The organism is Cytobacillus sp. Bac17, assembly GCF_024519925.1.
GTDB lineage: Bacteria > Bacillota > Bacilli > Bacillales > Cytobacillaceae > Cytobacillus > Cytobacillus pseudoceanisediminis.
In genome coordinates this window covers 1-26,110 of record NZ_JALJRC010000008.1, presented here as the reverse complement: position 1 = coordinate 26,110, position 26,110 = coordinate 1, and the positions used below count along the sequence as shown (strand labels likewise).

Genomic DNA, 26,110 nt, shown 5'->3' with positions numbered 1-26,110 from the left:
TTATTTATTCTCAAGATTCCACATGGATACCGAAAAGCCTGCATCCCCGCTAAAGAAAATCGTTTCATCCTCCGGATCAGGAAAATATCGTAGTGTGAAGACTTCCTCTCCGCCATTTATGAAAATTTCCAGTGAAGACTGGTCCATAAATACATGCAGTTTGGATAGACTTGAAATTTTGCAGGTTCTTGACTCCTGCATTCCTGTTTTTACATTTCTTCTTTGCAGCTGGATTTCCTTTTGATCCGGATTATAAGTAAGAGAAGCCTCATTCCGGAAATCAATTTTGAACATTCCCCTTACATTCTTCAAGGATTCCAGCATCAGTTCGGCCGTTTTCCCACTTAATCCGTCCAGTTGCAGGCTTTCTCCATTAATCTCTATATTTTGGAGCTCCATCTTATCTTTGCGAAGCTTTTTTAATTCCTTTACAGGCTTCTGGAAGAGCCTCCCGTTTATCATTTCAAGCACTCTTGGCATGGTCAATGCGTGGATCCAGCGATAAGGAACAGTTGGCTGGCTGGATTCGTCTTCATCTGTCATGCCCATCCATCCATAAAGAATCCGCCTCCCGGAATCGTCTTTAAACGTTTGCGGTGCATAAAAATCAAAGCCGCGATCCAGCTCAACAAAGGAACCATGTTTAAATATCGCTTTTTCGTAATCAAGCTTTCCGGCAAAATACCCTGATTGAAAAAGGTTATGGTATTCAAACCCGCTCGGCTCAAGCCCCTGCGGTGAAACAAGCAAAATCTCCTGTCCATCTAATTCAAATAGATCGGGACATTCCCACATATAGCCGAAGTCTTCTAGACCATTCATCGATGCGCCGGCAATCTTGCCTTGTTCCTCCCAATGGTATAAATCCTTCGAAGCAAACAGGACAGCCGCACCCTCCTGATTGGGCGTCTGAGCTCCAACTACCATATAGAAATGCCCATCCTTTTCCCAGACCTTCGGATCGCGGAAATGAGCGGTATACCTTTCCGGCAGCTCCAGGACAGGACCTTTTTTGGCAAAATGGATGCCATCTTCTGATACGGCAAGACATTGATAAGTCTCACGCCTGCCATCCTCCGTCTTCACATTTCCTGTATAAAAGAGATAAAGCTTTCCCTCATACTCTATCGCACTTCCGGAATAGCAGCCATTCCGGTCATACCACTGATCCGGAGCCAGCGCGACTGGCTCTTCCTTCCAATGGACGAGATCCCTGGAAGTGTAATGCCCCCAATACTTGGCACCATGTGCAGTATCAAACGGATTCCATTGATAAAAGACATGATAAACACCATTGAATTGGATTAAGCCATTGGGATCATTCAGCAAGCCGACAGGCGGCATAAGATGATACTTCAACCGGTAAGGATCCTGCTGAACCAAATGCCTATTTCTCTCTGCTTCTTCGCTGGCCTTCTTGAAAAAATCGATTTCAGTCATATTAGAACATCCTTGCTGTTGAAATTTCTGTTACTGTCCCTGTTCCACTTCTTTCCTTGCCTTATCCGAGTAGCCAAACATCCAAGTCAGGGCAAAGGCCACTGCAATGGCAATCACATTGACTAGGATGTACTGCAGAACCTGGCCATTTAAGTAAAGAAGGGTGCCTGGAATAACGGTAACTGCCATTCCTGCCGCTTTCAGCTGAAGCAGAGAGGCAGCGAACCCGCCGGCAGCTCCGCCAATCAGTCCCATGACAAACGGCTTGCCGTACCGCAGATTGACACCGAACAACGCCGGCTCGGTTATTCCCAAAAATGCGGATAAAGCAGACGGGAAAGCCAAAGCCTTTAATTTGGCTGATTGTGTTTTTAAAGCGACTGCTAAAGTTGCACCCCCCTGGGCTGCAACGGCACATGTAACAATTGCGTTGTAAGGGTTGCTTTTATACTGAGCCAATAGCTGAATCTCCAGCATATTGAAAATATGATGAACACCAGTGATAACGATAAGCTGATTAAGACCACCGATAAGAATGCCGCTGATCCCGAACGGCCATGAGAGCACAGTCGTAGTAACATCCAGGATGCCTTGCTCCACCATATGAAACAACGGCCCAATGACCAGAAGCGATAATCCAATCATGATCAGAAGGGTTAAGAACGGGGTAATAATCAGATCCAATGCATCCGGCACCCGTTTTCGAATGACCCTCTCCAATTTTGCCCCGATAATCCCGGCAATAAAGGCTGGAAGGACAGAAGCCTGGTAGCCAACAACCGGAATGAATCCAAAAAAGTAAATCGGCTCAACATTACCGCCTGCCACATCCCACGCATTTGGCAGGGAAGGACTCACAAGCATCAACCCTAGGATTAAACCAATGATTGGAGTCCCGCCAAACACTCTAAAGGTTGACCAGGCAACAAGAGCCGGCAGGAAGATAAATGCCGTATCCGTCAGTACCTGCGTAAATAAAATGAAATTTCCCGACACATCCGATGCCGTCATGCCGAATAAAGCGAGAATTTCCTCCTGCATCACCAGTCCGCGCAATCCCATAAAGAGTCCTGTCGCGACAAGGACTGGAATGATCGGCACAAACACGTCCCCGAATTTCCGGATCGCCCTCTGGAAAGCAGAACCGCTTTTAACCGCTTCTTTTTTCTGCTCTGATGCTGACATAGATTCAATGTCCAGGCCGGATACTTCTTCATAGACTTTATTAACTGTTCCCGTGCCAAAAATAATCTGATATTGACCTGAATTGAAGAAAGCCCCTTTTACTTTATTGATGCTTTCAACCTTTTCCTGATCAATTTTTTCCTTATCATTCACTATGATCCGCAGCCTGGTCGCACAGTGGGCTACTGAGTGAACATTCTCACTGCCCCCGACAGCGTCAATTAGTTCTTCCGCAATTTTACGATACTCAGACATCCTCTTCACCCCTATTTTCATATGTTTGTGGAATCGATTCCACATTGGATAAAAAAATAACCATTTAAATTGGACGTTCTGTGTGGAATCGATTCCATAAAAGCAAAAATAAAAGTGTAATCGATTATCTTCCTTATGAAACCGATTACACATCTATTATATACTTTCTCTTTCTACAAGTCTATATCTAATTTTTCTGGTTATTTCCTGCCCGTGCTCCCCCTTAACCTTTTGAAGGATTAATAAGGCTGCCTCCCGGCCTGCATCTTCAAAGGAAAAATCGATGGTTGTTAAGCCTGGTGTAATATATTTAGAAAGCTCCGACCCACCCATTCCGGCAATCGCTACATCACCAGGAACGGAGAATCCATTTTGCCTGAGATACTGCAAAGCGCCAATTGCCAGACGATCTGTCACAGCAAGAACAGCTTGAGGTTTATTTTCGGCAGATTCCATGATACTCTTCATGCACTCAGCGCCTGAGTCTATATCGAAAATCCCCTTTTGCAGCCAGCTTTCTTCAACCGGAACCTCATGCTCCTTCATTGCATCCAGGTATCCTTTTTTCCGGAGGTAACCCACCGCACGGTCAGCTTCATCCACACCAATAAAAGCAATTTTTTTATATCCCTTCTTGATTAGGAGGCCAACCATGTCCCTCGCAGCCTGATATTCATCAAAAATCACATTCGTCAATTCTTCCGCATGCTGACCCACCATAATAAAAGGGATTTTCAGCTGACGGATCTCCTGAATCAATTCAGGCTGCACATTTGTAGCCGACAGAATCATGCCGTCCACATTCCTGCTTTTGAGGAGCCGTATATATTCTATCTCTTTTTCAGCATGAAGATTAGTATTAGCAAGGAGAATCTGATAGCCTTCCCTGGCCAATACGTCGTCAATTCCATTAACCAGACGGCTGGACGTTTCGGTGCTGATTTTCGGCAGAATAACCCCAATAACCTTTGTTTTTTTCGTGCGGAGTGACTTCGCATGGGCACTTGGGACATAACCGGTCTCCTCAATTACGTGCAGGACCCTTTTCCTTGCATCCTCACTCACATAACCGGAATCATTTAATACCCTCGAAACAGTCGTCCGAGAAACATTCGCCCTTTCTGCAATTTCCTTTATGGTAATCATCTAAATCCTCCCGGGCCAAAATAGTCTATTATCATTTTACACAAATGAAGGGAAAAGGAAATAGCTTGGTGAGGCAGGACGAGTATATCCCCTATTACTCCTGCCTCATCAGTGCTGGCCGCCGGTCGTGCAGAACCAGGAGAAGAATCATCCCCATCATAACGCCCAATACAATACCGGCCTCGGTGCTCAGCACCCGTGCCAGAGGGTATTCTGGGCTGGACTGAAAATCTGGGCGAATGATGGAAAAGAGGTTATAAGAAAACAGCATGCCCGACGAGATCCATGCCGCTGCCATTGGCGGCAGAAACCTCCTCGACCCGCGGCGGGTGATCAGCACTAATAGGCCCCACGCACCCACTAATGCCCAGCCGCCTGTACTCAGCGTCAAGAGGCGCCACCACAAATCACGGGAATCCAGCATGCTTGGATCTATGCCAAGGGTGCCTCCTGCAGCCCAGAACACCTTTATAGTGCCGAGGAGAATGCATCCCGCTGCAACGAGTCTGCCAAACGTGACTTGCAGCTGCCTGGTGTGCCCCGGCACCTCCCCGCAGTCGATTGGACCACCCAGCGCCTCTGGCCACCGCGCCTTGGCATATCCTGCTAAAGCCAAAGGCAGGCAAATACCGGCCCCGACCAGCGAGACCATAACGAAGATCTGCTCGTAAACCCAGAAGTCAGCGGCACCTGCTTCCTGATCCAGGACCATGGCGGCTGGGCCAAGGACAGGTGCCAGCAGCAGCATGGGAACGAGAAGACCGGTACCCAGCCAAATGGGCAGAGCCACCAGCCATGCAGGCAGCCGTTCACCCCACGGCCTGCAGAACGCCATCGCCAGCAGGATACCAACCGCAGCGACAACCGCAGTAACTGCGTTAATCCCCCGCCAGCTGACATCGACCATTTGCTCTGTGGGAAGAAAGAGGCCAAACGTCCAGGCAATTTTAATCAGCAGATAAGGGGTCACCGCTATGGCGGCCCCATAACCAAAGATTCTGCGCATTTTTATCAACGGTGAGGATGCCTGGTCTGTATTTTCCAAATTAATTCCTCCTGTTTATTATGATTATTCAATTTCTACACAAAATTCCTTTTTACGTACATGGATTCATACTTTCACAACAATAGCAACATTGGAATTGTATTCCATTTAATAATCTTTAATGTATTAAATACTTCTTAAAAATTGGTAAATATAAATAAGCAGAGGATTTAAACCCAGATTGTTTTTTAGAAGGCTCCAGTATTTGTTTGATATTTTAGAAACTTCTAATAAAATAAACCTAGAGGCCAAAGAAAGGAAGTGAATGATGTTAGTTAAAAGAAGATCCGAGCCGGTTGAATTAATGTCTATAAGATATTTAAACACCCGAATGGAGTTAACTGAAAAGGAAAAGCTGCAGTATTCAAACCTTGAAAAAGGCTATGAAGGAGAGGTGAAATTTGACCATCTCGCAGAAATTCTCCAGGAAGAGAGATTGATTATCAATGATTTGCTATTGGAGGTAAACAACTCCTATTTTCAAATTGATACCCTGATTATTTCAGAGAGTATGATCCATCTATTAGAAATAAAGAATTTCCAGGGAGACTGGTACTTGGAATCTGACAAGCTTTATACCGTGACTGCCGGCAGGGAATATAAAAATCCCATTTACCAATTAAAAAGAAGTGCGGCCCTGCTCCGCCAGCTGCTCCAAACTCTCAAGCAAAATTACCCCGTTGAAGCCTCCGTCGTTTTCATTAACCCTGAATTCACCTTATATCAAGCCCCGATGGACCAACCTATTGTTCTTCCAACCCAAGTCAACCGCTTTATAAAAGATCTGAATAAAACTCCGTCCAAATTAAATGATGGACATACGAAGCTAGCCCAACATTTAATGTCATTACATCAGCCTAAAAACCCATTTACTGTATGGCCAAAATATCACTTTGAACAGCTAAAAAAAGGGATGCATTGCAAAACCTGTCAATCTTTACCGCTAACTATTAAAAGCAAGGACCTCGTATGCAAAAAGTGCGGAGGGAATGAAAAGATTGAACAAGCGATTCTGCGGAATATAAAGGAGTTCCAGCTCCTCTTTCCTGAACGAAAGCTTACCACACAAAACATCTATGAATGGTGCAATTTAGATCTAAGCAAACGAACAATCTGCAGGGTACTAAAGAAAAACTATACGGCACTCGGCAGTACAAGTAATACTTCTTATGTATAAACTTTATTGATTAAAGCATTTGAAGACCATCTGGGGAGACGGGGTCGGACAGAGTTCCTCCGGTTTTCCCCTTATTCTGTCTAAAGTCAGCACCTACTTCGGACTCAACCTCTCCGATTCCTACTCCCACTGTCCGAATACGAATAAGTGCCTACTTCGGACTCGCTTCCTCCAATTTCCTCTCTTTCTGTCTGAAGTTGCATAAACTTCGGACTCAACCTCTCTGATTTCTACTCCTACTGTCCGAATAAGTGCCAACTTCGGACTCACTTCCTTCAATTTCCTCTCTTTCGGTCTGAAGGTGCACCTACTTCGGACTCAACCTCTCCGATTCCTGCTTCTACTGTCCGAATAACCGTCAACTTCGGACTCACTTCCTCCAATTTCCTCTCTTTCTGTCTGAAGCTGCATCCACTTCGGACTCAACCTCTCCGATTCCTGCTCCTACTGTCCGTAGGTGCGCCTACTTCGGACTCAATTTGACCGCTTTCCAGCAGAGATGCGTATCTGCAATGACAAAATTCGACACGAGCCAAATAAAGCGTTTGCATTTTCACCAATTTCATTTATAATACTTGTATACAAGTATACACGTATACTCAAATGTCATTTCATAAAGGTGATGTTATGAACGATTCTAATGAATTCTTATATCCTCAAAAATGGCTATCTAAAGCTTCCGCTGGTGACCGCGTAGCCTATGAGCTTAGAATGCGCATTATTGCAGGCTTATTTGAAAGCGGTACCACGCTTTCAGAAAATAAACTGGCTGGAGATTTTGCGGTAAGCCGTTCACCCGTCCGTGAAGCATTAAGAACACTGGCATCTGAAAATATCATCCGATTAGAAAGAACGGGTGCTGTTGTTGCTGGCTTAACAGAAAAAGAAATAGAAGAAATTTATGATGTTCGTCTAATGATCGAAACGTTCGTATTTGAACGTCTCATAAGTATGGATACAAATGAATTAGCAATGGAACTAAGCAAAGTATTGGAAATGATGAAGGTAGCTGTTAAGTATCAGGATGCTGATGAATTTTCTTATCAGGACATCCTGTTCCACGAAATCATCATTCGATCTATTGGCCATTCATACGTCTCATTGATCTGGAATAATTTAAAGCCCGTAATGGAAAGCTTCATTCTTTTGTCCATGCGCGTGCGATTCAAGGAAAATTACGAAGACCTTACTCGGATATTGAAAAACCATGAACTATATATTGATGCAATCAAAACAAAAGACAGAGACCTCATGATTAAGTCTTTACACGAAAATTTTGATGATGTTCAAGGGAAAGTGGACGACTTATGGAGATCACAACAAATGCTATCTAAAGGGGTTAAACAACAAGATGACTAGCTATATGTTAGGGATTGATATTGGAACCACCAGTACAAAAGCCGTGTTATTCAGTGAACAAGGTGAAGTTATTCAGCATGAGAATATTGGATATCCGCTGTACACACCGGATATTTCGACAGCTGAACAAAACCCGGAAGAGATTTTTTCAGCTGTACTGCAGTCCATAGCGAATATTATGGAAAACCATTCGGATAAAAACCTGTCCTTTATCTCTTTTAGCAGTGCGATGCATAGTGTTATCGCAATGGATGAAGATCACCTGCCGCTTACGCCAGTCATCACCTGGGCAGATAATCGCAGCGAAGCATGGGCACGCAAAATTAAGGATGAATTGAATGGACATGAGGTATATAAACGGACTGGAACGCCTATTCATCCTATGTCACCGTTAAGCAAAATCGCCTGGATTGTGAATGAACGCCCTGAGATCGCCAGCAAAACAAAAAAGTATATTGGCATTAAAGAATATATCTTTAAGAAGCTCTTTGATGAATATGTTGTCGATTATTCACTGGCTTCATGCATGGGAATGATGAATCTTAAAACATTGGATTGGGATGAGGAGGCACTAGCGATTGCAGGAGTCACTCCCGCACAATTATCCAAACTTGTGCCCACTACGAAGATGTTCAAGAACTGCAATCCTAAATTAGCTAAACAAATGGGCATCGATCCTCAAACACCTTTTGTGATTGGCGCAAGTGATGGAGTGCTTTCGAATCTGGGTGTTAATGCGATTAGAAAAGGTGAGATTGCCATCACCATTGGGACAAGCGGTGCCATACGGACCATTATTGACAAGCCGCAGACGGATGAAAAAGGTAGAATCTTCTGTTATGCCTTAACGGAAAAGCATTGGGTGATTGGCGGACCGGTAAACAATGGAGGGATGGTTCTTCGCTGGATCCGGGATGAATTTGCCTCTTCAGAAATCGAAACTGCCAAAAGATTAGGCATTGATCCGTACGAAGTATTAACAAAAATTGCAGAACGCGTAAGACCAGGTGCAGACGGCTTGCTATTCCATCCTTACCTGGCAGGTGAACGTGCTCCTTTATGGAACCCGGACGTACGCGGATCCTTCTTCGGATTAACCATGTCACATAAGAAGGAACATATGATTCGGGCAGCGCTGGAAGGCGTCATTTATAATCTATACACCGTGTACTTGGCATTAGTTGAATGCATGGACGGCCCGGTAACCCGTATTCAAGCAACAGGAGGATTCGCAAGATCTGAGATCTGGCGACAGATGATGTCCGATATTTTTGAATCGGAAGTTGTCATACCTGAAAGCTATGAAAGTTCATGTCTTGGTGCCTGTATTTTAGGATTATATGCCACAGGAAAAATCGACTCCTTTGAAGCCGTTTCTGAAATGGTGGGCGATACCTATAAACATACACCGCAAGAAACGGCAGTAAAAGAATATCGACAATTGCTGCCGATTTTCATTCATTTATCAAGAACGTTAGAGGATGATTACTCAGCGATTGCAAATTATCAGCGAAGATTAGTACAGCATAACTGCATAACTAACAGGAGGAGTTTACAATGCCATTAGTAATAGTTGGAATTGGAATCATTGCCTTATTAATACTAATAATGGGCTTAAAATTAAATACCTTTATTTCATTAATCATTGTTTCATTTGGTGTTGCTTTAGCACTCGGAATGCCGCTGGATCAAATTGTAAAGACCATTGAAGCAGGATTAGGGGGAACGCTGGGTCACTTGGCGCTTATATTTGGACTTGGCGCCATGTTAGGCAAACTGATCGCCGACTCTGGAGGCGCACAGCGAATAGCTATGACCCTTGTGAACAAATTCGGTGAAAAGAATATTCAATGGGCCGTAGTGGCAGCATCATTTATTATTGGTGTAGCATTATTCTTTGAAGTAGGACTTGTATTATTAATTCCAATCGTATTTGCCATTTCAAGAGAATTGAAGATATCCATTTTGTATCTTGGTATTCCAATGACAGCAGCTCTATCTGTCACACACGGATTCCTGCCCCCTCACCCGGGGCCAACTGTCATTGCGGGTGAATTTGGCGCAAACATTGGTGAAGTACTGCTTTATGGATTTATCATCGCTCTTCCTACCGTGATTTTAGCTGGACCGGTATTTACAAAAATTGCAAAAAGGCTAGTCCCTGAATCATTTACAAAAAGCGGGAGCATCGCCTCTTTAGGCGAGCAGAAAACATTTAAGCTTGAAGACACTCCTGGTTTTGGAATCAGTGTATTTACGGCTTTACTTCCTGTTATTTTAATGTCGATCGCAACGATTATTACATTGCTTCAAAAAACATTGGGATTTGAAGATAATAGTATTCTGGCCGCAATCCGTTTTATTGGTGACGCCGGCACTTCGATGCTGATCTCCTTATTGGTTGCCATCTATACAATGGGACTGGCAAGGAAGATTCCAATCAAAAATGTGATGGAATCCTGTACAACAGCTATCACCCATATCGGAATGATGCTCTTGATTATTGGCGGAGGCGGTGCCTTCAAACAAGTATTAATCGATGGCGGTGTTGGTGACTATGTAGCAGAGCTATTCAAAGGAACGAACTTATCACCGATTTTGCTTGCATGGATTATCGCTGCCATCCTGCGGATTTCCTTAGGGTCTGCCACAGTGGCTGCCTTAACAACAGCTGGCTTAGTCATTCCGATGCTGGGCCAATCAGATGTTAATCTTGCATTAGTGGTACTTGCAACAGGTGCAGGAAGCTTAGTTGCTTCACATGTTAACGATGCCGGCTTCTGGATGTTCAAAGAATACTTTGGTTTAAGCATGAAGGAAACGTTTGCAACATGGACCTTGCTTGAAACCATTATATCTGTAGCTGGATTAGGATTTATTTTATTGCTAAGCTTATTTGTATAAACTATATAAGGCAATGGAACCCTACTTCCTGAGAGGGTTCCATTGCCTATTAATCTGAAAAAGGGAGCAAGAACTATGTTAAATACAATTGGTGTTATTGGTTTAGGAGTAATGGGCAGCAATATCGCTTTAAACATGGCCAATAACGGAGAGCAAGTGGCAGTATATAATTACACAAGGGACTTAACCGATAAACTTGTACAAAAACTGGATGGGCAAACCATTAACCCTTATTACGAAATCGGGGATTTTGTAAATTCCCTGGAAACACCAAGAAAAATCTTTTTAATGGTTACCGCAGGGAAAGCTATTGATTCTGTTATCTCCAGCTTGATCCCCTTCCTTGAAGAAGGTGATGTCATCATGGATGGCGGAAACTCACATTATGAAGATACAGGAAGAAGATATGATGAACTGAAATCAAAAGGAATTGGTTATTTAGGAATTGGAATCTCAGGCGGTGAAGTCGGTGCCTTAACAGGACCTTCCATCATGCCTGGCGGAGACAAAGAGGTCTATGATAAAGCCGCTCCTATTCTTACGAAGATAGCTGCACAGGTTGATGGTGTTCCTTGCTGTGTCTATATTGGACCAAAAGGGGCAGGCCATTTCGTTAAAATGGTACATAATGGAATTGAGTATGCGGATATGCAGCTAATTGCCGAAGCCTATACCTTTTTAAGAGATAAATTAGGATTATCAGTTGAGGAAATCGCTGATATTTTTGAAACATGGAATCAAGGCGAGCTGAAGAGCTATTTAATCGAAATCACGGCAGATATTCTAAGGAAAAAGGATGAGCGTACAGGGCTGCCGCAAATCGATGTCATTCTCGATAAAGCAGGGCAAAAAGGAACCGGAAAATGGACCAGCCTGCAAGCCATCGATAATGGAATTCCAACCTCGATCATCACAGAATCCTTATTTGCCCGTTATATCTCTGCTTTAAAAGAAGAGCGTGTGACAGCAGAAACATTCTTAACAGGTCCAGAGAAGAATCAGACAGCCCTCGAAAAAGAAGAGTGGATTGAATACATCAGACAAGCTTTATATATGGGAAAAGTATGCGCCTATGCGCAAGGATTTACGCAATATAAAATGTCATCCGAACTGTATGGCTGGAATCTGCCTCTGAAGGATATTGCCCTGATTTTCCGCGACGGCTGCATCATTCGTGCGGAATTCTTAAATGTCATAAGCGAGGCCTACCAAGAGCAGCCTAACCTGGCCAATTTGTTAGTCTCCCCTTACTTTGCAGAAAGAATCAGGGACTATCAGAACGGACTGCGTAAAATTGTCTGCGAAGGCATTCAATCCGGCATCGCTTTACCGTGCTTGAGCTCATCTCTTTCCTATTACGATAGCTATCGGACAGGAAACTCCAATGCGAGCATGCTGCAGGCACAGCGTGATTACTTCGGTGCCCATACGTATGAACGGACTGATTTAGAAGGAACCTTCCACACAAATTGGAATGAATAAAGCGGCGCCTGAGCTAAATTAATAGAGAAGAAAAAACGCTTGCCCCCGCCAGCTGCTTAGCATAGGGGGCAAGCGTTTTTAGTTTAGTCTCTTTCCAGCAGCGCAGCGCCTGCGATGCCAGGATCTGTCATCTCATATGGATCGAGAATTAAATCCAGTTCTTCTTCTGTCAGCACATCATATTTCAGGCATAGTTCCCTGATTGGAGAGCCTGTTAAAATGGCTTCCCTCGCGATTCTTGATACGACTTCATAGCCAAGGTGAGGGTTTACCGCTGTGATGATGCCCACACTTTTCTCAACGTATTCCCTTAATCTCTCTTCATTGGCTTCGATTCCTTTTACACAATGCTCAGTAAACGTACTGAAAGCATTGTTCATAATGCTGATCGATTGCAGAAGGTTAAAGATCAGGACTGGCTCCATGACATTCAGTTCAAGCTGTCCTGCTTCTGAAGCAAGAGAGATGGTATGGTCGTTTCCGATGACCTGGAATGCCACCTGGTTAATCAGCTCAGGAAGAACAGGGTTTACTTTCCCCGGCATAATGGAAGAACCCGGCTGTCTTGCTGGAAGCGATATTTCCCCAAGGCCGGCTCTTGGGCCAGACGCCATTAGACGCAAATCATTCGCGATTTTGGACATATTGATCATGCAGATTTTCAAGGCTCCGGAAACTTCCGTGTAAGAATCCGTATTCTGCGTGGCATCTACAAGATGATCAGCCCCTGTAAATGGCAGACCGCTGATGTCGGCAATGTGCTTCACTACCAAGTCAATGTATTTAGGGATGGCATTTAGCCCTGTTCCAACAGCTGTTGCTCCCATGTTCAACTCATATAAGTGCTGTTTGGATTGCTGAATGCGCTTAATGTCACGCGCAATGACACGGCTGTAAGCTTCAAATTCCTGGCCAAGCCTGATTGGAACCGCATCCTGCAGATGAGTCCGTCCCATTTTAATTACATGGTTGAATTCCTTTGATTTTTCAAGGAAAACGGAATGCATATGTTCCATGGTCGGGATTAACTGATCCAGCAGATTTAATACAGAGATATGCATTGCAGTCGGGAAGGCATCATTCGTCGATTGGGACATATTGACATGGGTATTTGGGCTGCAATGAGAATAATCTCCCTTTTCATAGCCCATAATTTCAATCGCACGGTTTGCAAGGATTTCATTAATATTCATATTAATGGACGTCCCGGCACCACCCTGGATCGGGTCAACAATAACCTGATCATGCCATAGTCCTTCAATCATTTCATCAGCTGCCTGTACGATCGGGTCTCCAATGCCTGAATAAAGGCGCTTAACCTCCATATTCGCCAAGGCCGCAGCCTTTTTCACCATTGCCATTGCCTTGATTAACTCCGGGTGGATCCGGTAGCCTGTAATCGGAAAGTTCTCAACCGCGCGAAGCGTCTGAACACCGTAATAGGCATCAACCGGAACTTCCTTAGAACCCAGGAAGTCTTTTTCAATTCTGAAGCTGTTCGTTGCTGCTAACATATACTCTTCTCCTTTATATAAACCTTTCAGATATATATAGGTTTTGTAATGACTTATCCTTCGTATACACTATAATCCGGAAAAGGGGAATAAGCAATGGTTATGGGACAATAATATATTGGCTATATGGAGTGCCAGCTTCTCCCTTATTATTTAACTGCACTTTGCCAACTATCTTATGCAATTGACATAAATTTAAATACGACCTACTATTTAATTGCCTTAATTGAAATTGCCTTTAATGCTCGAAATGAACAGGTTCCTTATTACCGGATGGCAGACAAAGGGACAGAGGAAGCTCTTATTATGGATTAAATGGAAGGCCAGCAAATGGCTGAATTTACTCAGCCCTTTAAACCGGAATAGCTTGCTTCACTGATTTTAGCCATAGAAGAAAGAATGCTTAAAGTAAACTCACCTATCCCTATAGGGCTTATTAAAATGATTGGGAAGCTTATTGTTTAATCGACCTGCAAAATAAAGAATCAAGCAAGGCGTATATATATAAGACAAAGGAGAAAATCAGCATGTCCAATCAATCGAGCATGAGAACAGCTGGTCCAAAAAAACGTGCTGTTTCACTGGATTTAGCACGAGGTACGATGCTTCTGCTAATTGCACTTGCCCATGCCCCCCTCTATTTGTATACCTCTGAACCCGGGATTATGCAAAGAGTAGAGGCTGTTACCTTCCTTGACCAAATCGTTAATTTTTTGGGCCAATTTTTTATTGATAATAGAGCAAGGGCGATGTTTGCCGTTTTATTCGGATATGGGCTTGTTCTTGCATTTGACAGTCGAATATCTAAAGGAATAAGAGAAAAAGAAGCCATTAAGACGATAAGAAGGCGTTCCTGGTATTTGATTCTATTTGGGATTGTTTTGGCTGTCATCATTGGAGGCCAGGATATTCTTATGGCCTACGGGACAGCAGGGCTGCTCGTCAGCTGGCTTTTAGCACGTGAAATCAAGACACTGATTCGAACCTTTATTTTTATCACCTTATTCTATATAATTTTTGGCCCAATCATGTGGGGCTTCAACATGCTGGAAATCGGAGGCTATGGTTTCCCTCCAGAGGTTTCAGCCGCAGACACCTACCTTGGCACAGCTTTGATAGGCCTATATACTTTTCCTTCTATTCCTATTCTCATTCATTTAATGTTCCCGGTTCTCCCTTCCGTCCTGCTCGGCATGTGGATCGCCAGGTATCAGTTATTAATCAAGCCAGAGCAGCATTTAAAAATCATTTATTTGATTACCGTTTTAGGATTAACCGTTTCTTTATTAGGGGCACTGCCTTTATCGCTGCTGGGGACCTTATGGCATCCAAGTCCATTTACAGCTGGTTTGATGAACGGCTTACACATTTTAACAGGAATTGCAGGAGGCTTGGCATATGCCGCGATTTTCGGGATCATTGGGACCAAGGTAAAAAAGCCTGGGAGTCTTACCCTTTCTTTAATGGCTTTAGGGAAGCGCTCATTAACCTTCTATGTGTGGAACGAGACGATGCTTGTCCTCTTTTTATCGCCGGTGGCTCTTGATTTAGGTGGCCGTGTAAGCAATGGTACTGCAGCGGTTATTGCTGTGGGAATATGGTGTCTTTCTCTTCTATTGGCTTGGAGATTGGAAAAAAAGGATTTGAATGGACCATTGGAAGTTTTATTGAGGAGATTAGCCTATAGAAATAAGTAAACGAAGACAACCGAGTATTTTAGGGAACTCGGTTGTTTTTGAAATGTTTAAATAATTTTAACACTGTCATTTTCTCATACTGAAATGGAGCATTATGACAGGATAAATATCCATATACGCTTCATAAACGGTCCGATTCATTCAGGAATTCCTTCCGATATTCACTCGGGGAACAGTTTTTCAGGCTTCGAAACACTTTGTAAAAATTGGAAGGACTTTGAAACCCCACCTCATAGCAAATCTCCAAATTTGTCAGCGAAGTGCTTTTAAGGAGGTGGGCGGCTTTATCGATACGAATCTTTTCTAAATAAGCACGCGGAGTTTCAGAGGTTTCCTGTTTAAATAAGCGCTCAAGATAAAAGGGACTTAAACCGATTTGATCCGCTATGTCTTTTAATGCCAGATTTTGTTTGTAGTGATTGACCAGGAATGTAATAATATCTCTGACTAGGGCAATATGCGGCGATTGCTCCACTTCTGGCTGGCATCTTTTGCAGGGGCGGTAACCCGATTCTTCCGCTACATTCTTTTCTGCGTAAAATTCTACATTTATTTTTTTGGGTTTTCTCGATCTGCAGGAAGGGCGGCAATATATCTTCGTTGTTTTGACTGCTGTATAAAATAAGCCATCATATTTGCGATCACAAGCAATGATTTTCTCCCACATCTCTTCAAATGACATATTGATATTCGCCGCCATTAACTCCACTTCCTTCCTGCGTTTCTGCTAGTTATTATACAAGATGGCAGTATCCCTAGACTCTGCCAGTTCACGTGCATTCTTTTCTATATATGCAATCACTTTATCAGACAGGGCATTTCCAAAGCTAAAACGCCTCACACCTAATTCTTCTAGCTTATTACAATTGGTCAGTCCCGGTAAAGATAAGACATTGAGCGGGGCACTGACATTCTTCGTGATGGCTTTAATCTCCACTTCTTCTATTAAACCCGGTACAAAAACTCCGCTGGCACCGCTCTCCACATATGCTTTTGCCCGTTCTATCGTTTCTGGAAGCGGATTTTGTTTCTGTAAATACGTATCGGTTCTGGCGTTAATATAAAAATCCTTATAGCCATTGTTTTCTAACGCGGCTCTTATTCTTTCTAAAAGGCTGCAATGCCAGGAAAGCTCCTTTAGTCCTTTCTGCTTTTTGAAGGAATCCTCAATATTGATGCCGGCCACCCCTGCATCTGCTGTCATTAGGACATGCTCAATTATTGTTGGGATATCTTCCCCGTAGCCTGCTTCAATGTCAGCAGATACAGGAATCTTCACATTTTCCGCTATGGTTTTGATAATCGCTAAATGTCTATCAAAATCAATTAATTCTCCGTCTGCATATCCAAGTGAATCAGCAATCCCCCAGCTGGTCGTGCCAATGGCTTTAAATCCTGCTTTTTCAAGTGTTAAGGCGGAAAGCAAATCCCAGGCGTTTCCCAGGAATAAAAGTTCATTTGAAAAATGCAGCTCATTAAATTTCTGTATTTTGTTCATTATTATTTCCTCCTAAAGTTGTTGGACTCATTTTAACAAGAGAACGATAGCCATTTCGTCCTCATTCTTGCTCTTATGGTCTGGCTTTAAGAGGACAAAAAAGTGAATGTTGATTGTGTTTCACATTCGGCGCGGGGATCCTTCTGGTTTTTCGAGTAGCAAAAAAAAGACCCCCTTAAATGGCTTTGGCCAATCAAGATGGTCATAATTTTAATTTACAATACAGAAAAAACTATATAATCAGTCATTAATCTAAGCAATAAACTCTTTAATATTTCATTACTTTACTGCAATTAATAATTCAAATAATGGATTTGAAAACATATTTAAGGATATAAAAGGGAAGAACCAACCATGTTTGGCGATTCTTAAAATGAAGTATTTAGGGATATATCAGTTCAAGGAATTTAATATCGTTTTTTCACGTATAACGCCAGGTGAACTTTAACCTCCTATTTACAGTAGTATATATTACTTAAATTCTACACTATTAATCAATCATAGCCATAAAGTATTCATCGTCCTCATCAATCTTTCTTATAAATTCCTCTAATGAATCAGCTATTTTTATCCCAAAGAAATAAACAGGAGTATAATTAGAAGTGTTTATGTCAAGAGTTAAATATACCCCCTCGTTTTTTTCAAAAAACACTAATTTATCTTCCTCTTCATATATATTTTCTAAATCTGGATCAAACTCGTAAATATCTTCTCTAAGCGTTATATCAGCTATAGTGTCTGGATCCATAATTCTATTTATCGCATTACCATTGATTCCTTTTATAAAGCCATAGCCAACTTCTAAGTAAAAATTTCTAAGTTCATTGGGTAACGTAAACCCAAGTCTCTCTTCTGCATTTAACAGTTCACTTTCTTGTAGTTTAATAAATTTATGCTTACCATTTTTCACAAAATCAAATTTAGCCATTAAAACTACCTCCTCCACTTATGACATCCCGCTCCCAGGCGCTGGTGACAGCGGACCATATATATTTCGGCATATCCAGAGCCTGGCTCACTTTTCCTATAGGGTCATTTAAAATGCCTAAGTAAAATTCCTGGTGCTTCCTTTGGTTTTCTAATAGCTGGTCACGGTTAAACAGCAATTCACTGCCCAAAAACAGCGGACTGAACGGTCCCATAATGGTTCTGCCTAGTTCATAGGTCGACTTCAGCCCATCCCATGTATCACCTACAGCTTTGGATGCCCCCTCAATGGCTCCTTCAGCTATATCCTGAAGAACACTTTGCCCGATTTCTGGATTGGGATTCGATATTTCCTCGTGGAAATCCTTCCAGTTTAGAGTTTAGGCTGATATTGGGCCAGAGATAAGCTGCTGCTTTGGAACATGCCCGCTATTTTTTGAATGTACTGGTTCATAAGGTTTAGATCATGCAGGATAGGGTCCAGTGCAGCCGTTTCCCGATGGTCAAAATCCTCCAATTTTTGAACTGTTTCGCGGCTTGAGTCCTCAGCGTTCTTTGTTGCCTGGATAAAGCGGCCAACCTCCAGCCGCGGAAGCGCAACAATATCGCTTACGGACTTCATGATCTCATTCGCTTCCTCTGTCAGCTCAGCAGTGATCTGAAGAGTGTTTCTAAGCCCTTGTTGGAGTTCATGCTCCAGAAATTCCTGGCGGATAAAGCCTGAAGGGGAGGGTTCAAGATTACCCAATGAACCTATGAAACTTTTTAAATAGGATCGATACTCGTCAATCCAGGATTCAAGGAATTGCAAAAATGGCTGGTGGCATTCCTGATAAAAAGCCCGTATTGCCTGGCCGCCCTGTCCTTTGAACACATCTTCAAGAGACACCAGTTCCTGGATGGATACCTGAACTTGACTTACCTGATCTTTAAGGATGGATAATTGATTGCTGGTTTCGTGGATTCCTGCAAGCAAGGAATCTACTTCAAGAACTTTCAACAGAATCAGCTCCGTATTATAAATTCCATTTTCTTCTATTTTTATCTTAAAGGACTCGGGCAATTAGTTGAATAGGAATTTTGGCATGAAATAGTGTAAAAGTATCCTAGAGTTTGATCCATGGTTTTTGGATTCCCCAAGCACCTGAAATGAAAAGAGACAGGCTTTTGCTAAGCATGTCTCTTTTTTATGAGGAAACTAGAAAAATAATGACAATATCAATGTCCAAATACAAACAAACACCAGCAATCCAAAGCTATATTTCAATGTCATTTTCGTCAAATCGGCTTCTTTTCCTGTCTCGCCAACAGCTGCTGTGGCAATGGCGATGGACTGAGGAGAGATGAGCTTTGCCATCACGCCTCCAGCCGTATTGGCAGAGAGCAATAAGGATGAGTTGGTTCCGATCACATGACCGGCAGTCGCCTGGATGGGCGCAAATAGAGTATTATTGTTCACGACAGATCCTGTCATGAACACCCCAATCCAGCCTAAAACGGGTGATAGCAGTGGAAATATAGTTCCAGTGGTTGCAACGGCTTCACCCAAAGTGACGGTCATTCCTCCATACGTCATGAGCTTTGAAATCCCGATAATGGCACAAATCATGATAATCGGAGTCCAAAACTCTGAAACTGTCTTTTTGAGAAGCTTGAATCCTTCACCCATACTGATGCCTTGAGTCGTTGCGATTGTCGTTAAGCCTGCCAATAAGATTGCTGTTCCAGTAGCACCTATTAAACTGATGCTGACACTAAGAGAAGATCCGGGTATATCGAAGTTAATGACTGTGAATTCCAGCAGGCCCCCTTCAGCAAAAAGACCTTTAAATGCCGGGAAACTCCATATTAAAATAAATAGGGTCAATAGATAAAATGGTGACCATGCTTTAACAATTTTACCTAAGGAATGCTGTTCAAATCGACACTCTTTCCCATTGAGCAAAAAGATATTTTTTGGTTTCCACTTTTTCAGAAATAACGCTAATACACCCATTGCTAATAAGGAAGGAATAATATCAGCAAGCTCCGGGCCTATAAATATCGTGATGATTGCTTGTGCCACAGTGTAAACCCCAGCTGTGATCAGGATAGCCGGGAATACTTCCTTAATTCCTTTAATCCCGTCAATGAGCCATATTAATAAAAAGGGAATGGTAAAGTTAATAATCGGCAGTGTCAGAGCTGTCATGATCGACACATCCATGGAAGTAACCCCTGGAATCCCAAACGTATCGACAATGCCGACCGGTATTCCAATCGCACCAAAGGCGCCTGAAGCACCGTTTGCAATGAGACAGAGCATGGCTGCCTGTAAAGGCTTGAAGCCCAGTGACACTAACAGCACGGCACAAATGGCAATCGGTACGCCGAAGCCGGCAGCTCCTTCGAGAAAGGCATTAAAGCAAAATCCGATCAGAAGAAATTGAATGCGCTGGTCCTGGGAAATTCCTGCGATGCTTCCGCGCAAAATATCAAACTTGCCTGATGCCACCGAAATTTTATATAGCCATACAGCCATGACAATAATCCAGCCAATTGGCCAAATTCCTGATGCAGCACCTTGAATAACACTTCCTGCCGCTTCTCCGAATGGCAATTTAAAGATGATAAGAGCGATGAAAAAAGTGACAGCTAAGTTTACTAGTGCTGCATGAATACCCTTCATTTTCAATACCGTCAAGCAAATCAGAAATAACAGAATCGGTATAGCTGCCACCAGGGAGGAAATAGCCAGGTTATGAAAAGGATTGAACGTTTCCACTAACATATGATCTGCTCCTTTGGATCTAAGATGTCAACTCGTCATAATGCTGAATTTTGGATGTCTTTTAAGGTTTGAACAGATCTAGCAAACTTCCTTTTTTCATCCTCTGTCAATGACAGCTCAACAATATTTTTCACACCGTTTCTTGTGATAAGTGACGGAATCCCGACAAACACATCACTGTGGCCATATTCTCCTTCTAACAATGCTCCAACCGGCAATACCACATTCTCATTTCGTAAGATGGCTTTTGTTATTCTGACCAGCCCCATCGCAATTCCATAGTAGGTTGCACCTTTTGCGTTAATAATTTCATATGCAGCATCCCGGACTTGGACAGCAATTTCTTCTTTTCTTTCTTCTGTTAATCTCTCAGCTACCGGGGTTCCGGCAATATTGGCAAAGCTCCATACCGGGAATTGGGAGTCGCCATGTTCACCGATAATATACCCATGGACACTTACGGCTGCCGTATCAAATTCTTTCCCTAATAAATAGCGGAATCTGGCAGAGTCCAGGATGGTTCCAGACCCGATGACTCTTTCTTTAGGCAAGCCAGAGAATTTCCAGGTTGCATAAGATAAGATATCGACTGGATTTGCTGCAACTAAGAAAATCCCATTAAATCCAGAATCCATAATGCTCTCTACAATGGATTTGAAGATCTTAACGTTTTTATTCACGAGATCCAGCCGTGTTTCTCCCGGTTTTTGCGCTGCCCCTGCACAGATCACCACAAGAGCGGCATCCTTACAGTCCTTATAAGAACCATATCTAATCGTCATAGCCGTTGGAGCATAGGCAATGCCGTGGTTTAAATCCATGACATCTCCTTTTGCTTTCTCCTCATTTACATCAATAATGATTAACTCATCACATAAGCCCTGATTTAATAAGGCATAAGCATAACTTGATCCAACAGCGCCATTTCCTACTAATACAATTTTGTTTCCTAATGTTAAATTCATAATAAGTTCCTCCAATAATTAATTGTGAAATATTTCACATAAAGTCATAAAAAAATATTCTATTGATCTCATCTTATTTAGGTGATTAAATCTATGTGAATTAATTCACATATTAAATTAAAAAAAATATCGATATAGTTATTTGTGAAATTCTTCACATTTAAAATATATCAGTGCTTTTGTTTTTGCGCAAGTCTTTCCTCAAACTTTTTTAAACAATTAAGGAGTGGATAAGAAGTGCCAGCCCCCCTGTAAGCTGCAGCATAGCGGGGAGCTGGCACTGATCATTATTGCACTAATACTTTTTTCCGTGCTTCATCCTGAATGGGATTTGTGCCATTCTCCACACCCAGCTCATTTAGCCATTTGCGATAGGCAATAGTAAGGGCGTCTGACTTAAGATGCAGCTCTGCCTGTAAGTCAAGCGGCAGCAGCTCTGGTTTTTGACTTTGGACGATATCTAAATCCTGATAAAAAATCGTATCCTGAAATTCAATAAAAGGCTCATCCGGCATGTCCAGATCATAGTTTCTGGTCAACAGCATAAATGCCTTGGCCTGCTCGTGATCCTCTTGATTGACAGCTAGCAGAATCGTCAGCTCATCATCCGATCCTTCCGTTGTTTTTGTAAAACGGGCGGTAGTTGGATTGAGGATTTCATACACATAGTCAGCATACCCGCCTTTGGAGCGTCCGTCAGGGTTCGGCTGATAGACCGGGATTTTACTAGTAATTAAGCGATTATCAACAAATTCAACTTTATAATCGACAACCTCCGCATGATCCTCATCTCCAAGCAGGCCTTCATGTACAAACATAAGATGCGAAACATCCAGGAAATTTTCAATAATTCTTGGGGCATTTGCTTTTACCTCATAGGGGCCGCAAATTGCAGTCCGGTACCCCTCCATGCTATATTCAGGAAAGGAAACAAGCGGCGCCGGATCTTCCCCTAAGTTAACCCAGATCAGCCCCAGATACTCCTCACAATGGTAAACGGTTGCTCTTGCTTTACTTGGAATGGCTCTGCCGCTCGGCAGGGCAGGAATTTTCTCACAGGCACCTGTACAATCGTATTCCCAGGCATGATAAGCGCAGACCAGATTTCCGTTCTTCACCTTTCCAAGGGAAAGGGCTGCCCCCCGGTGGATACAAAGATCCTTAAATGCGTGAACCCCTTTTTCATTGCGGAAAATGACGACACGCTCCCCAAGGACAAATACCTGTTTGGGATCCTCCAGCAATTCCTCTGCTTTGCATACTGGATGCCATTCATTCCATAATCGATCTTGCTGCATAGCGACACTTCCCTTCGCGACTTTAATTGACATGTACTGTTACTTCATTTGTTTTTACACTATCTTCAAGCTTTTGCGGCAGAACCAGATTTAGAACCAGCGCTGTAATCGCTCCGATGGCTGTACCTGATGAGACAAAATAGGTTGCAATGTCAGGCAGCCCTTTTAACACATCAGCAGGCATTAGCACGGCAAACAGGGCAAGCATAATCGGCACACCGATCACAAGCATATTCCGTTCTGTAAAGGCCACTTCCTTTATCACTTTGAATCCATTCATCATGATGACTACGCATAAAATGGCAAACACACTGTTGATGACAACCCCGGGAATGCATGCTATTAAATTCATCAGCTTTGGCATCATGCCCAGGATAATCATAATCACACCGCCTGCGATAATCGGCCTGCGGCTTTTCACTCCTGTGATGGCAATGATGCCGGCATTGGATGAGTAGCCTGTTACCGGTGTTCCCCCAAAGAAGGAACCAATAAAACAGCCCAGCCCTTCTCCAAATGCCCCGCCATTTAAACGTTTATCATCCAGTTTTTCCCCTGTCACCTTACTAACCGTAAACCACGTCCCAGTTGTTTCGATTGTGACAATAAAATAGATGGCTGCCATAATCAGAATCGCATGCAGATCAAATTCAGGAGCTCCAAAGGCAAACAGGCTTGGCATCTGGAACCACGCCGACTTACCCAGCGATGAGAAGTCGACTAACCCAAAGAATGAAGCAACAATTGATCCAATACCCAGTGATAAAATAACGGATACGATTTTAATGTATTTCAGTTTCGATTGGGACTTCTCGCCAATATACATGCAGAAAATCAGCACAGCCGCTGTCACAGCTGCAACGAATATATTTTCTCCAAAGTTTCCTGGTGCCGAGTAGATAGAATTGATCGCACTCGGCATTAATGAAAGCCCAACAACGACAATGACTGTCCCCGCTACAATCGGAGGGATGAATTTCCTGACGACCTTGCTGAATACTTTAAGCGGGTAGCCCAATAAGGCAACAAGCAAAGCTCCGGGGATCAAACTGCCAATCATCGCACCGATTCCAGAAGTTGTTCCGATGGCTGCCAGTGCACTAAGCGGTACAAAGGATGGCCCTTGCATGACTGGAAGCTTCATAGCAAATCCTGCTTGAATGATTGTGGCAATTCCGCAGGCAATAAAGGTCATTTGTATTAACAGAGCACTATCCGGAACGGAAAAGGACAATAATCCTGCTAGAATCATCGGCGGAATGAAAAGATCCATCGCCAATACTTGCTGCAGCCCCAGAAAAATGGATTGTCCAACTGAAACCTCTTTTCCCGTTTTACTGCTGTTTGTTTTTCGTTTTTCAGTCCTTGCATCCATCATTAGAACCCCCTGTTGGTGTTATGATATCCATATAATCACTGTTTCTTTAAACAGACCAATAGAAAAAGCCCAACGTATATGCTCTCTCCCAAACGTAAAAAAGCATATACCTCGAGCTTAAAAAATCGAAGTACGAAAAGAACAGACGAATTCCAAGTGAGTCTTTGTCCATCCTGTTCCTGCTTTTCATAGTCGGTTTATTTACGGTAAACGGGTAGAAACTTGTAGGCCATATCCCTACGATTATATGAAAAACACTATTTAATTTTTTGATTGAAATTTTCTTACAATAACTTTTCTGTAAATGACAACAAGATTTTTTACAATACTTTTCTGCTAGACTGAGTTTACTCTTTCCTTTACAATGACTATAGTAGCACAAAACACGAACGTTAGGAAGGTATATATGAGTAAATATACGTATATTTTTCATGGAACCGCTTTTTCTAGTCATTCTCCTAAGAAAATAAATATTTTAAAAGATTACTTATTTTTCGTGAATTCAAATGGGATAATTGAAAAAATCGCGGATCCTGAGCATGAGGACTACCAATCCCTGCTGGCTGCCTATGAAGGACAGGAGAACTTTCACCGCTTAGCAGACGGGCAATATTTCCTTCCTGGTTTTGTGGACTTGCATGTCCATGCTCCGCAATGGGCTCAATCAGGGACAGCTTTGGATATTCCCCTCTATGACTGGCTCCACACATACACATTTCCATTAGAGTCCAAATATGCAGATTTGGCTTTTGCCAAGAAGGTTTATGAAGATCTCGTGAATACACTGCTTGCAAATGGAACCACGACGGTCCTTTACTTTGCTACCGTTCATAAACAGGCAAGTTTATTATTAGCGAAAATATGTGCGGAAAAAGGGCAAAGGGGCTTAGTGGGTAAAGTCGTCATGGATGATCCTGAACAAAATCCAGACTATTATCGGGATGCAGATGCGAAAACAGCGTTAGCCGATACGGAGGAGTTTATTTTAGCAGTAAAGGAGCTGGCCAAAACGGTCAAACAAGGCGTGTATCCTGTCGTTACACCGCGATTCATACCAAGCTGTTCAGATGAAGCACTAAAGGGCCTGGGTGAACTGGCTGCCAAATATGATACACATATTCAATCCCACTGCAGCGAAAGTGACTGGGCTCACAGCTATGTACAGGAACGTTTCAGCAAGCATGATGCAGCAGCCCTGCATGATTTCGGATTATTAGGCGAAAAATCGGTAATGGCACATTGCAATTTCCTGGATGACCATGATGCAGAGCTATTTGCCAGTACAGGCACCGCAATCAGCCATTGTCCGCTGTCCAATGCCTACTTTGCCAATAGCGTGATTCCAATCAAGCGCTTTATGGCCAAGGGAATTGATATTGGATTAGGGACTGATATTTCAGCTGGCGCAACTCCAAGTCTTTATGATAATGCCAAACAGGCTGTTGTCTCCTCCAGAATGCTGGAGGACGGAGTAAATTCTGCTCTTCCTGCAGAGGAACGGGGAGTGCCGGACTCCCGGCTTTCCATCCATGAAGCCTTTTACCTGGCTACAGCCGGCGGCGGAGAAAGCTTAAGTCTGCCTATTGGGCGAATTCAGGAGAACTATGCATGGGACGTTCAAATAGTCGATACGAAAGTGCCGGGAGCAAGCCTCCCCATCTTTACCGAAAGTGAAGCGTTAGATGATATTTTTCAAAAAGTCATGTATCTCGTCCGTCCGGAGCATATTCGGGAAGTCTGGGTACAAGGGGAAAAGGTTCACTCGCGTTCTTGAGGAATTGCGTAAAAGGTTCAGAATGACTTCTGCCTCTTTTGTCCGAACGAGCATTGGGTTCGGACTACTCCCCTTGGATTCCCATTTCTTCTGTCCGAAGTTGCGCCCGGTTCGGACTCTATCTCCCGGTTTTTCGCCTCTCCTGTCCGAAGTTGCACCCGGTTCAGACTCTCTCTCTCGGTTTTCCCACTCTCCTGTCCGAAGTTACACCAAGTTCGGACTCTCTCTCTCGGTTTTCACACTCTCCTGTCCGAAGTTACACCAAGTTCGGACTCTATCTCCCGGTTTTCCGGCTC

At 43.1% G+C, this 26,110-nt stretch carries 22 protein-coding genes and 1 riboswitch; of the genes, 8 read left to right on the top strand and 14 right to left on the bottom strand.

Features of this window, described 5'->3' with window-relative positions:
• The 4 genes from NR125_RS11965 to NR125_RS11950 all read right to left on the bottom strand — a co-directional run bounded on the left by NR125_RS11965 (position 1) and on the right by NR125_RS11950 (position 5,032).
• Positions 1-1,440, bottom strand: a complete 1,440-nt coding sequence (locus tag NR125_RS11965) for a glycoside hydrolase family 32 protein (protein ID WP_217026033.1) — start codon at positions 1,438-1,440, stop codon at positions 1-3.
• Between the two features lie 30 nt (positions 1,441-1,470).
• A complete protein-coding gene (locus NR125_RS11960; RefSeq protein ID WP_256815418.1) occupies positions 1,471-2,880 on the bottom strand; it encodes a sucrose-specific PTS transporter subunit IIBC in 1,410 nt (469 codons plus the stop codon).
• A 156-nt stretch (positions 2,881-3,036) separates the two neighbouring features.
• Positions 3,037-4,026 (bottom strand): LacI family DNA-binding transcriptional regulator, encoded by a 990-nt coding sequence (locus NR125_RS11955; RefSeq protein ID WP_009332398.1) that lies wholly within the window; start codon positions 4,024-4,026, stop codon positions 3,037-3,039.
• Between the two features lie 94 nt (positions 4,027-4,120).
• The gene (locus tag NR125_RS11950; protein ID WP_009332399.1) at positions 4,121-5,032 is read right to left on the bottom strand and encodes a hypothetical protein; all 912 of its coding nucleotides are present in this window, start codon (positions 5,030-5,032) and stop codon (positions 4,121-4,123) included.
• Between the two features lie 304 nt (positions 5,033-5,336).
• Here NR125_RS11950 and NR125_RS11945 point away from each other — a divergent pair, with 304 nt between their 5' ends.
• The 5 genes from NR125_RS11945 to gnd all read left to right on the top strand — a co-directional run bounded on the left by NR125_RS11945 (position 5,337) and on the right by gnd (position 11,993).
• Positions 5,337-6,248 carry a nuclease-related domain-containing protein gene (locus NR125_RS11945; protein ID WP_306219780.1) on the top strand — a complete coding sequence of 304 codons (912 nt, stop codon included), beginning with the start codon at positions 5,337-5,339 and terminating at the stop codon, positions 6,246-6,248.
• A gap of 627 nt (positions 6,249-6,875) precedes the next feature.
• Complete coding sequence (locus NR125_RS11940) at positions 6,876-7,607, top strand: GntR family transcriptional regulator (protein ID WP_009332401.1); 732 nt, start codon at positions 6,876-6,878, stop codon at positions 7,605-7,607.
• Positions 7,600-9,174, top strand: a complete 1,575-nt coding sequence (gene gntK, locus NR125_RS11935) for a gluconokinase (RefSeq protein ID WP_256815414.1) — start codon at positions 7,600-7,602, stop codon at positions 9,172-9,174. The genes NR125_RS11940 and gntK overlap by 8 nt, the downstream gene beginning before the upstream one ends.
• On the top strand, positions 9,165-10,511 hold the full coding sequence (locus NR125_RS11930) for a GntP family permease (RefSeq protein ID WP_019380510.1): 1,347 nt from the start codon (positions 9,165-9,167) through the stop codon (positions 10,509-10,511). The genes gntK and NR125_RS11930 overlap by 10 nt, the downstream gene beginning before the upstream one ends.
• A gap of 75 nt (positions 10,512-10,586) precedes the next feature.
• On the top strand, positions 10,587-11,993 hold the full coding sequence (gnd, locus tag NR125_RS11925; RefSeq protein ID WP_256815412.1) for a decarboxylating NADP(+)-dependent phosphogluconate dehydrogenase: 1,407 nt from the start codon (positions 10,587-10,589) through the stop codon (positions 11,991-11,993).
• A gap of 83 nt (positions 11,994-12,076) precedes the next feature.
• Here gnd and aspA read toward each other — a convergent pair whose 3' ends face one another.
• A complete protein-coding gene (aspA, locus tag NR125_RS11920) occupies positions 12,077-13,507 on the bottom strand; it encodes an aspartate ammonia-lyase (RefSeq protein WP_019380508.1) in 1,431 nt (476 codons plus the stop codon).
• Positions 13,508-13,633: 126 nt separating this feature from the next.
• On the opposite strand from aspA, the gene NR125_RS11915 reads away from it, so the two are divergent.
• Both NR125_RS11915 and NR125_RS11910 read left to right on the top strand, forming a co-directional pair.
• Positions 13,634-13,822: a hypothetical protein gene (locus NR125_RS11915; protein WP_019380507.1), complete on the top strand. Its 189-nt coding sequence runs from the start codon at positions 13,634-13,636 to the stop codon at positions 13,820-13,822.
• A 212-nt stretch (positions 13,823-14,034) separates the two neighbouring features.
• Positions 14,035-15,204: a DUF418 domain-containing protein gene (locus NR125_RS11910; protein ID WP_256815410.1), complete on the top strand. Its 1,170-nt coding sequence runs from the start codon at positions 14,035-14,037 to the stop codon at positions 15,202-15,204.
• A gap of 121 nt (positions 15,205-15,325) precedes the next feature.
• Here NR125_RS11910 and NR125_RS11905 read toward each other — a convergent pair whose 3' ends face one another.
• From NR125_RS11905 to NR125_RS11865, 9 genes are all read right to left on the bottom strand, one after another.
• Positions 15,326-15,904 (bottom strand): bifunctional transcriptional activator/DNA repair enzyme AdaA, encoded by a 579-nt coding sequence (locus NR125_RS11905; protein ID WP_192907998.1) that lies wholly within the window; start codon positions 15,902-15,904, stop codon positions 15,326-15,328.
• A gap of 27 nt (positions 15,905-15,931) precedes the next feature.
• Complete coding sequence (locus tag NR125_RS11900; RefSeq protein ID WP_009332409.1) at positions 15,932-16,702, bottom strand: isocitrate lyase/PEP mutase family protein; 771 nt, start codon at positions 16,700-16,702, stop codon at positions 15,932-15,934.
• Positions 16,703-17,192: 490 nt separating this feature from the next.
• Entirely contained in the window at positions 17,193-17,630 is a 438-nt protein-coding gene (locus NR125_RS11895; RefSeq protein WP_256815407.1) for an SMI1/KNR4 family protein, read from the bottom strand.
• Complete coding sequence (locus tag NR125_RS11890) at positions 17,623-17,844, bottom strand: hypothetical protein (RefSeq protein WP_226280658.1); 222 nt, start codon at positions 17,842-17,844, stop codon at positions 17,623-17,625. Before NR125_RS11890 ends, NR125_RS11895 begins: the two co-directional genes overlap by 8 nt.
• 158 nt (positions 17,845-18,002) lie before the next feature.
• A complete protein-coding gene (locus tag NR125_RS11885; RefSeq protein WP_256815404.1) occupies positions 18,003-18,629 on the bottom strand; it encodes an LXG domain-containing protein in 627 nt (208 codons plus the stop codon).
• A 198-nt stretch (positions 18,630-18,827) separates the two neighbouring features.
• Positions 18,828-20,399: an L-lactate permease gene (locus NR125_RS11880; protein WP_071158180.1), complete on the bottom strand. Its 1,572-nt coding sequence runs from the start codon at positions 20,397-20,399 to the stop codon at positions 18,828-18,830.
• A 35-nt stretch (positions 20,400-20,434) separates the two neighbouring features.
• On the bottom strand, positions 20,435-21,364 hold the full coding sequence (locus NR125_RS11875) for an L-lactate dehydrogenase (RefSeq protein WP_019380492.1): 930 nt from the start codon (positions 21,362-21,364) through the stop codon (positions 20,435-20,437).
• Between the two features lie 287 nt (positions 21,365-21,651).
• Entirely contained in the window at positions 21,652-22,662 is a 1,011-nt protein-coding gene (locus NR125_RS11870) for an aromatic ring-hydroxylating dioxygenase subunit alpha (protein ID WP_019380491.1), read from the bottom strand.
• Positions 22,663-22,684: 22 nt separating this feature from the next.
• Entirely contained in the window at positions 22,685-24,040 is a 1,356-nt protein-coding gene (locus NR125_RS11865; protein WP_083390512.1) for a nucleobase:cation symporter-2 family protein, read from the bottom strand.
• 169 nt (positions 24,041-24,209) lie between these two features.
• A riboswitch (purine riboswitch) is annotated at positions 24,210-24,311 on the bottom strand.
• A gap of 135 nt (positions 24,312-24,446) precedes the next feature.
• On the opposite strand from NR125_RS11865, the gene guaD reads away from it, so the two are divergent.
• Complete coding sequence (gene guaD, locus NR125_RS11860; protein ID WP_251156356.1) at positions 24,447-25,814, top strand: guanine deaminase; 1,368 nt, start codon at positions 24,447-24,449, stop codon at positions 25,812-25,814.
• Positions 25,815-26,110 lie beyond the last annotated feature (296 nt).

Coding starts and splice junctions, on each gene's coding strand:
- NR125_RS11965 (WP_217026033.1), bottom strand. CDS start 1,440: ATGACTGAAATCGATTTTTTCAAGAAGGCCAGCGAAGAAGCAGAGAGA.
- NR125_RS11960 (WP_256815418.1), bottom strand. CDS start 2,880: ATGTCTGAGTATCGTAAAATTGCGGAAGAACTAATTGACGCTGTCGGG.
- NR125_RS11955 (WP_009332398.1), bottom strand. CDS start 4,026: ATGATTACCATAAAGGAAATTGCAGAAAGGGCGAATGTTTCTCGGACG.
- NR125_RS11950 (WP_009332399.1), bottom strand. CDS start 5,032: ATGCGCAGAATCTTTGGTTATGGGGCCGCCATAGCGGTGACCCCTTAT.
- NR125_RS11945 (WP_306219780.1), top strand. CDS start 5,337: ATGATGTTAGTTAAAAGAAGATCCGAGCCGGTTGAATTAATGTCTATA.
- NR125_RS11940 (WP_009332401.1), top strand. CDS start 6,876: ATGAACGATTCTAATGAATTCTTATATCCTCAAAAATGGCTATCTAAA.
- gntK (WP_256815414.1), top strand. CDS start 7,600: ATGACTAGCTATATGTTAGGGATTGATATTGGAACCACCAGTACAAAA.
- NR125_RS11930 (WP_019380510.1), top strand. CDS start 9,165: ATGCCATTAGTAATAGTTGGAATTGGAATCATTGCCTTATTAATACTA.
- gnd (WP_256815412.1), top strand. CDS start 10,587: ATGTTAAATACAATTGGTGTTATTGGTTTAGGAGTAATGGGCAGCAAT.
- aspA (WP_019380508.1), bottom strand. CDS start 13,507: ATGTTAGCAGCAACGAACAGCTTCAGAATTGAAAAAGACTTCCTGGGT.
- NR125_RS11915 (WP_019380507.1), top strand. CDS start 13,634: ATGGAGTGCCAGCTTCTCCCTTATTATTTAACTGCACTTTGCCAACTA.
- NR125_RS11910 (WP_256815410.1), top strand. CDS start 14,035: ATGTCCAATCAATCGAGCATGAGAACAGCTGGTCCAAAAAAACGTGCT.
- NR125_RS11905 (WP_192907998.1), bottom strand. CDS start 15,904: ATGGCGGCGAATATCAATATGTCATTTGAAGAGATGTGGGAGAAAATC.
- NR125_RS11900 (WP_009332409.1), bottom strand. CDS start 16,702: ATGAACAAAATACAGAAATTTAATGAGCTGCATTTTTCAAATGAACTT.
- NR125_RS11895 (WP_256815407.1), bottom strand. CDS start 17,630: ATGGCTAAATTTGATTTTGTGAAAAATGGTAAGCATAAATTTATTAAA.
- NR125_RS11890 (WP_226280658.1), bottom strand. CDS start 17,844: ATGGGACCGTTCAGTCCGCTGTTTTTGGGCAGTGAATTGCTGTTTAAC.
- NR125_RS11880 (WP_071158180.1), bottom strand. CDS start 20,399: ATGTTAGTGGAAACGTTCAATCCTTTTCATAACCTGGCTATTTCCTCC.
- NR125_RS11875 (WP_019380492.1), bottom strand. CDS start 21,364: ATGAATTTAACATTAGGAAACAAAATTGTATTAGTAGGAAATGGCGCT.
- NR125_RS11870 (WP_019380491.1), bottom strand. CDS start 22,662: ATGCAGCAAGATCGATTATGGAATGAATGGCATCCAGTATGCAAAGCA.
- NR125_RS11865 (WP_083390512.1), bottom strand. CDS start 24,040: ATGATGGATGCAAGGACTGAAAAACGAAAAACAAACAGCAGTAAAACG.
- guaD (WP_251156356.1), top strand. CDS start 24,447: ATGAGTAAATATACGTATATTTTTCATGGAACCGCTTTTTCTAGTCAT.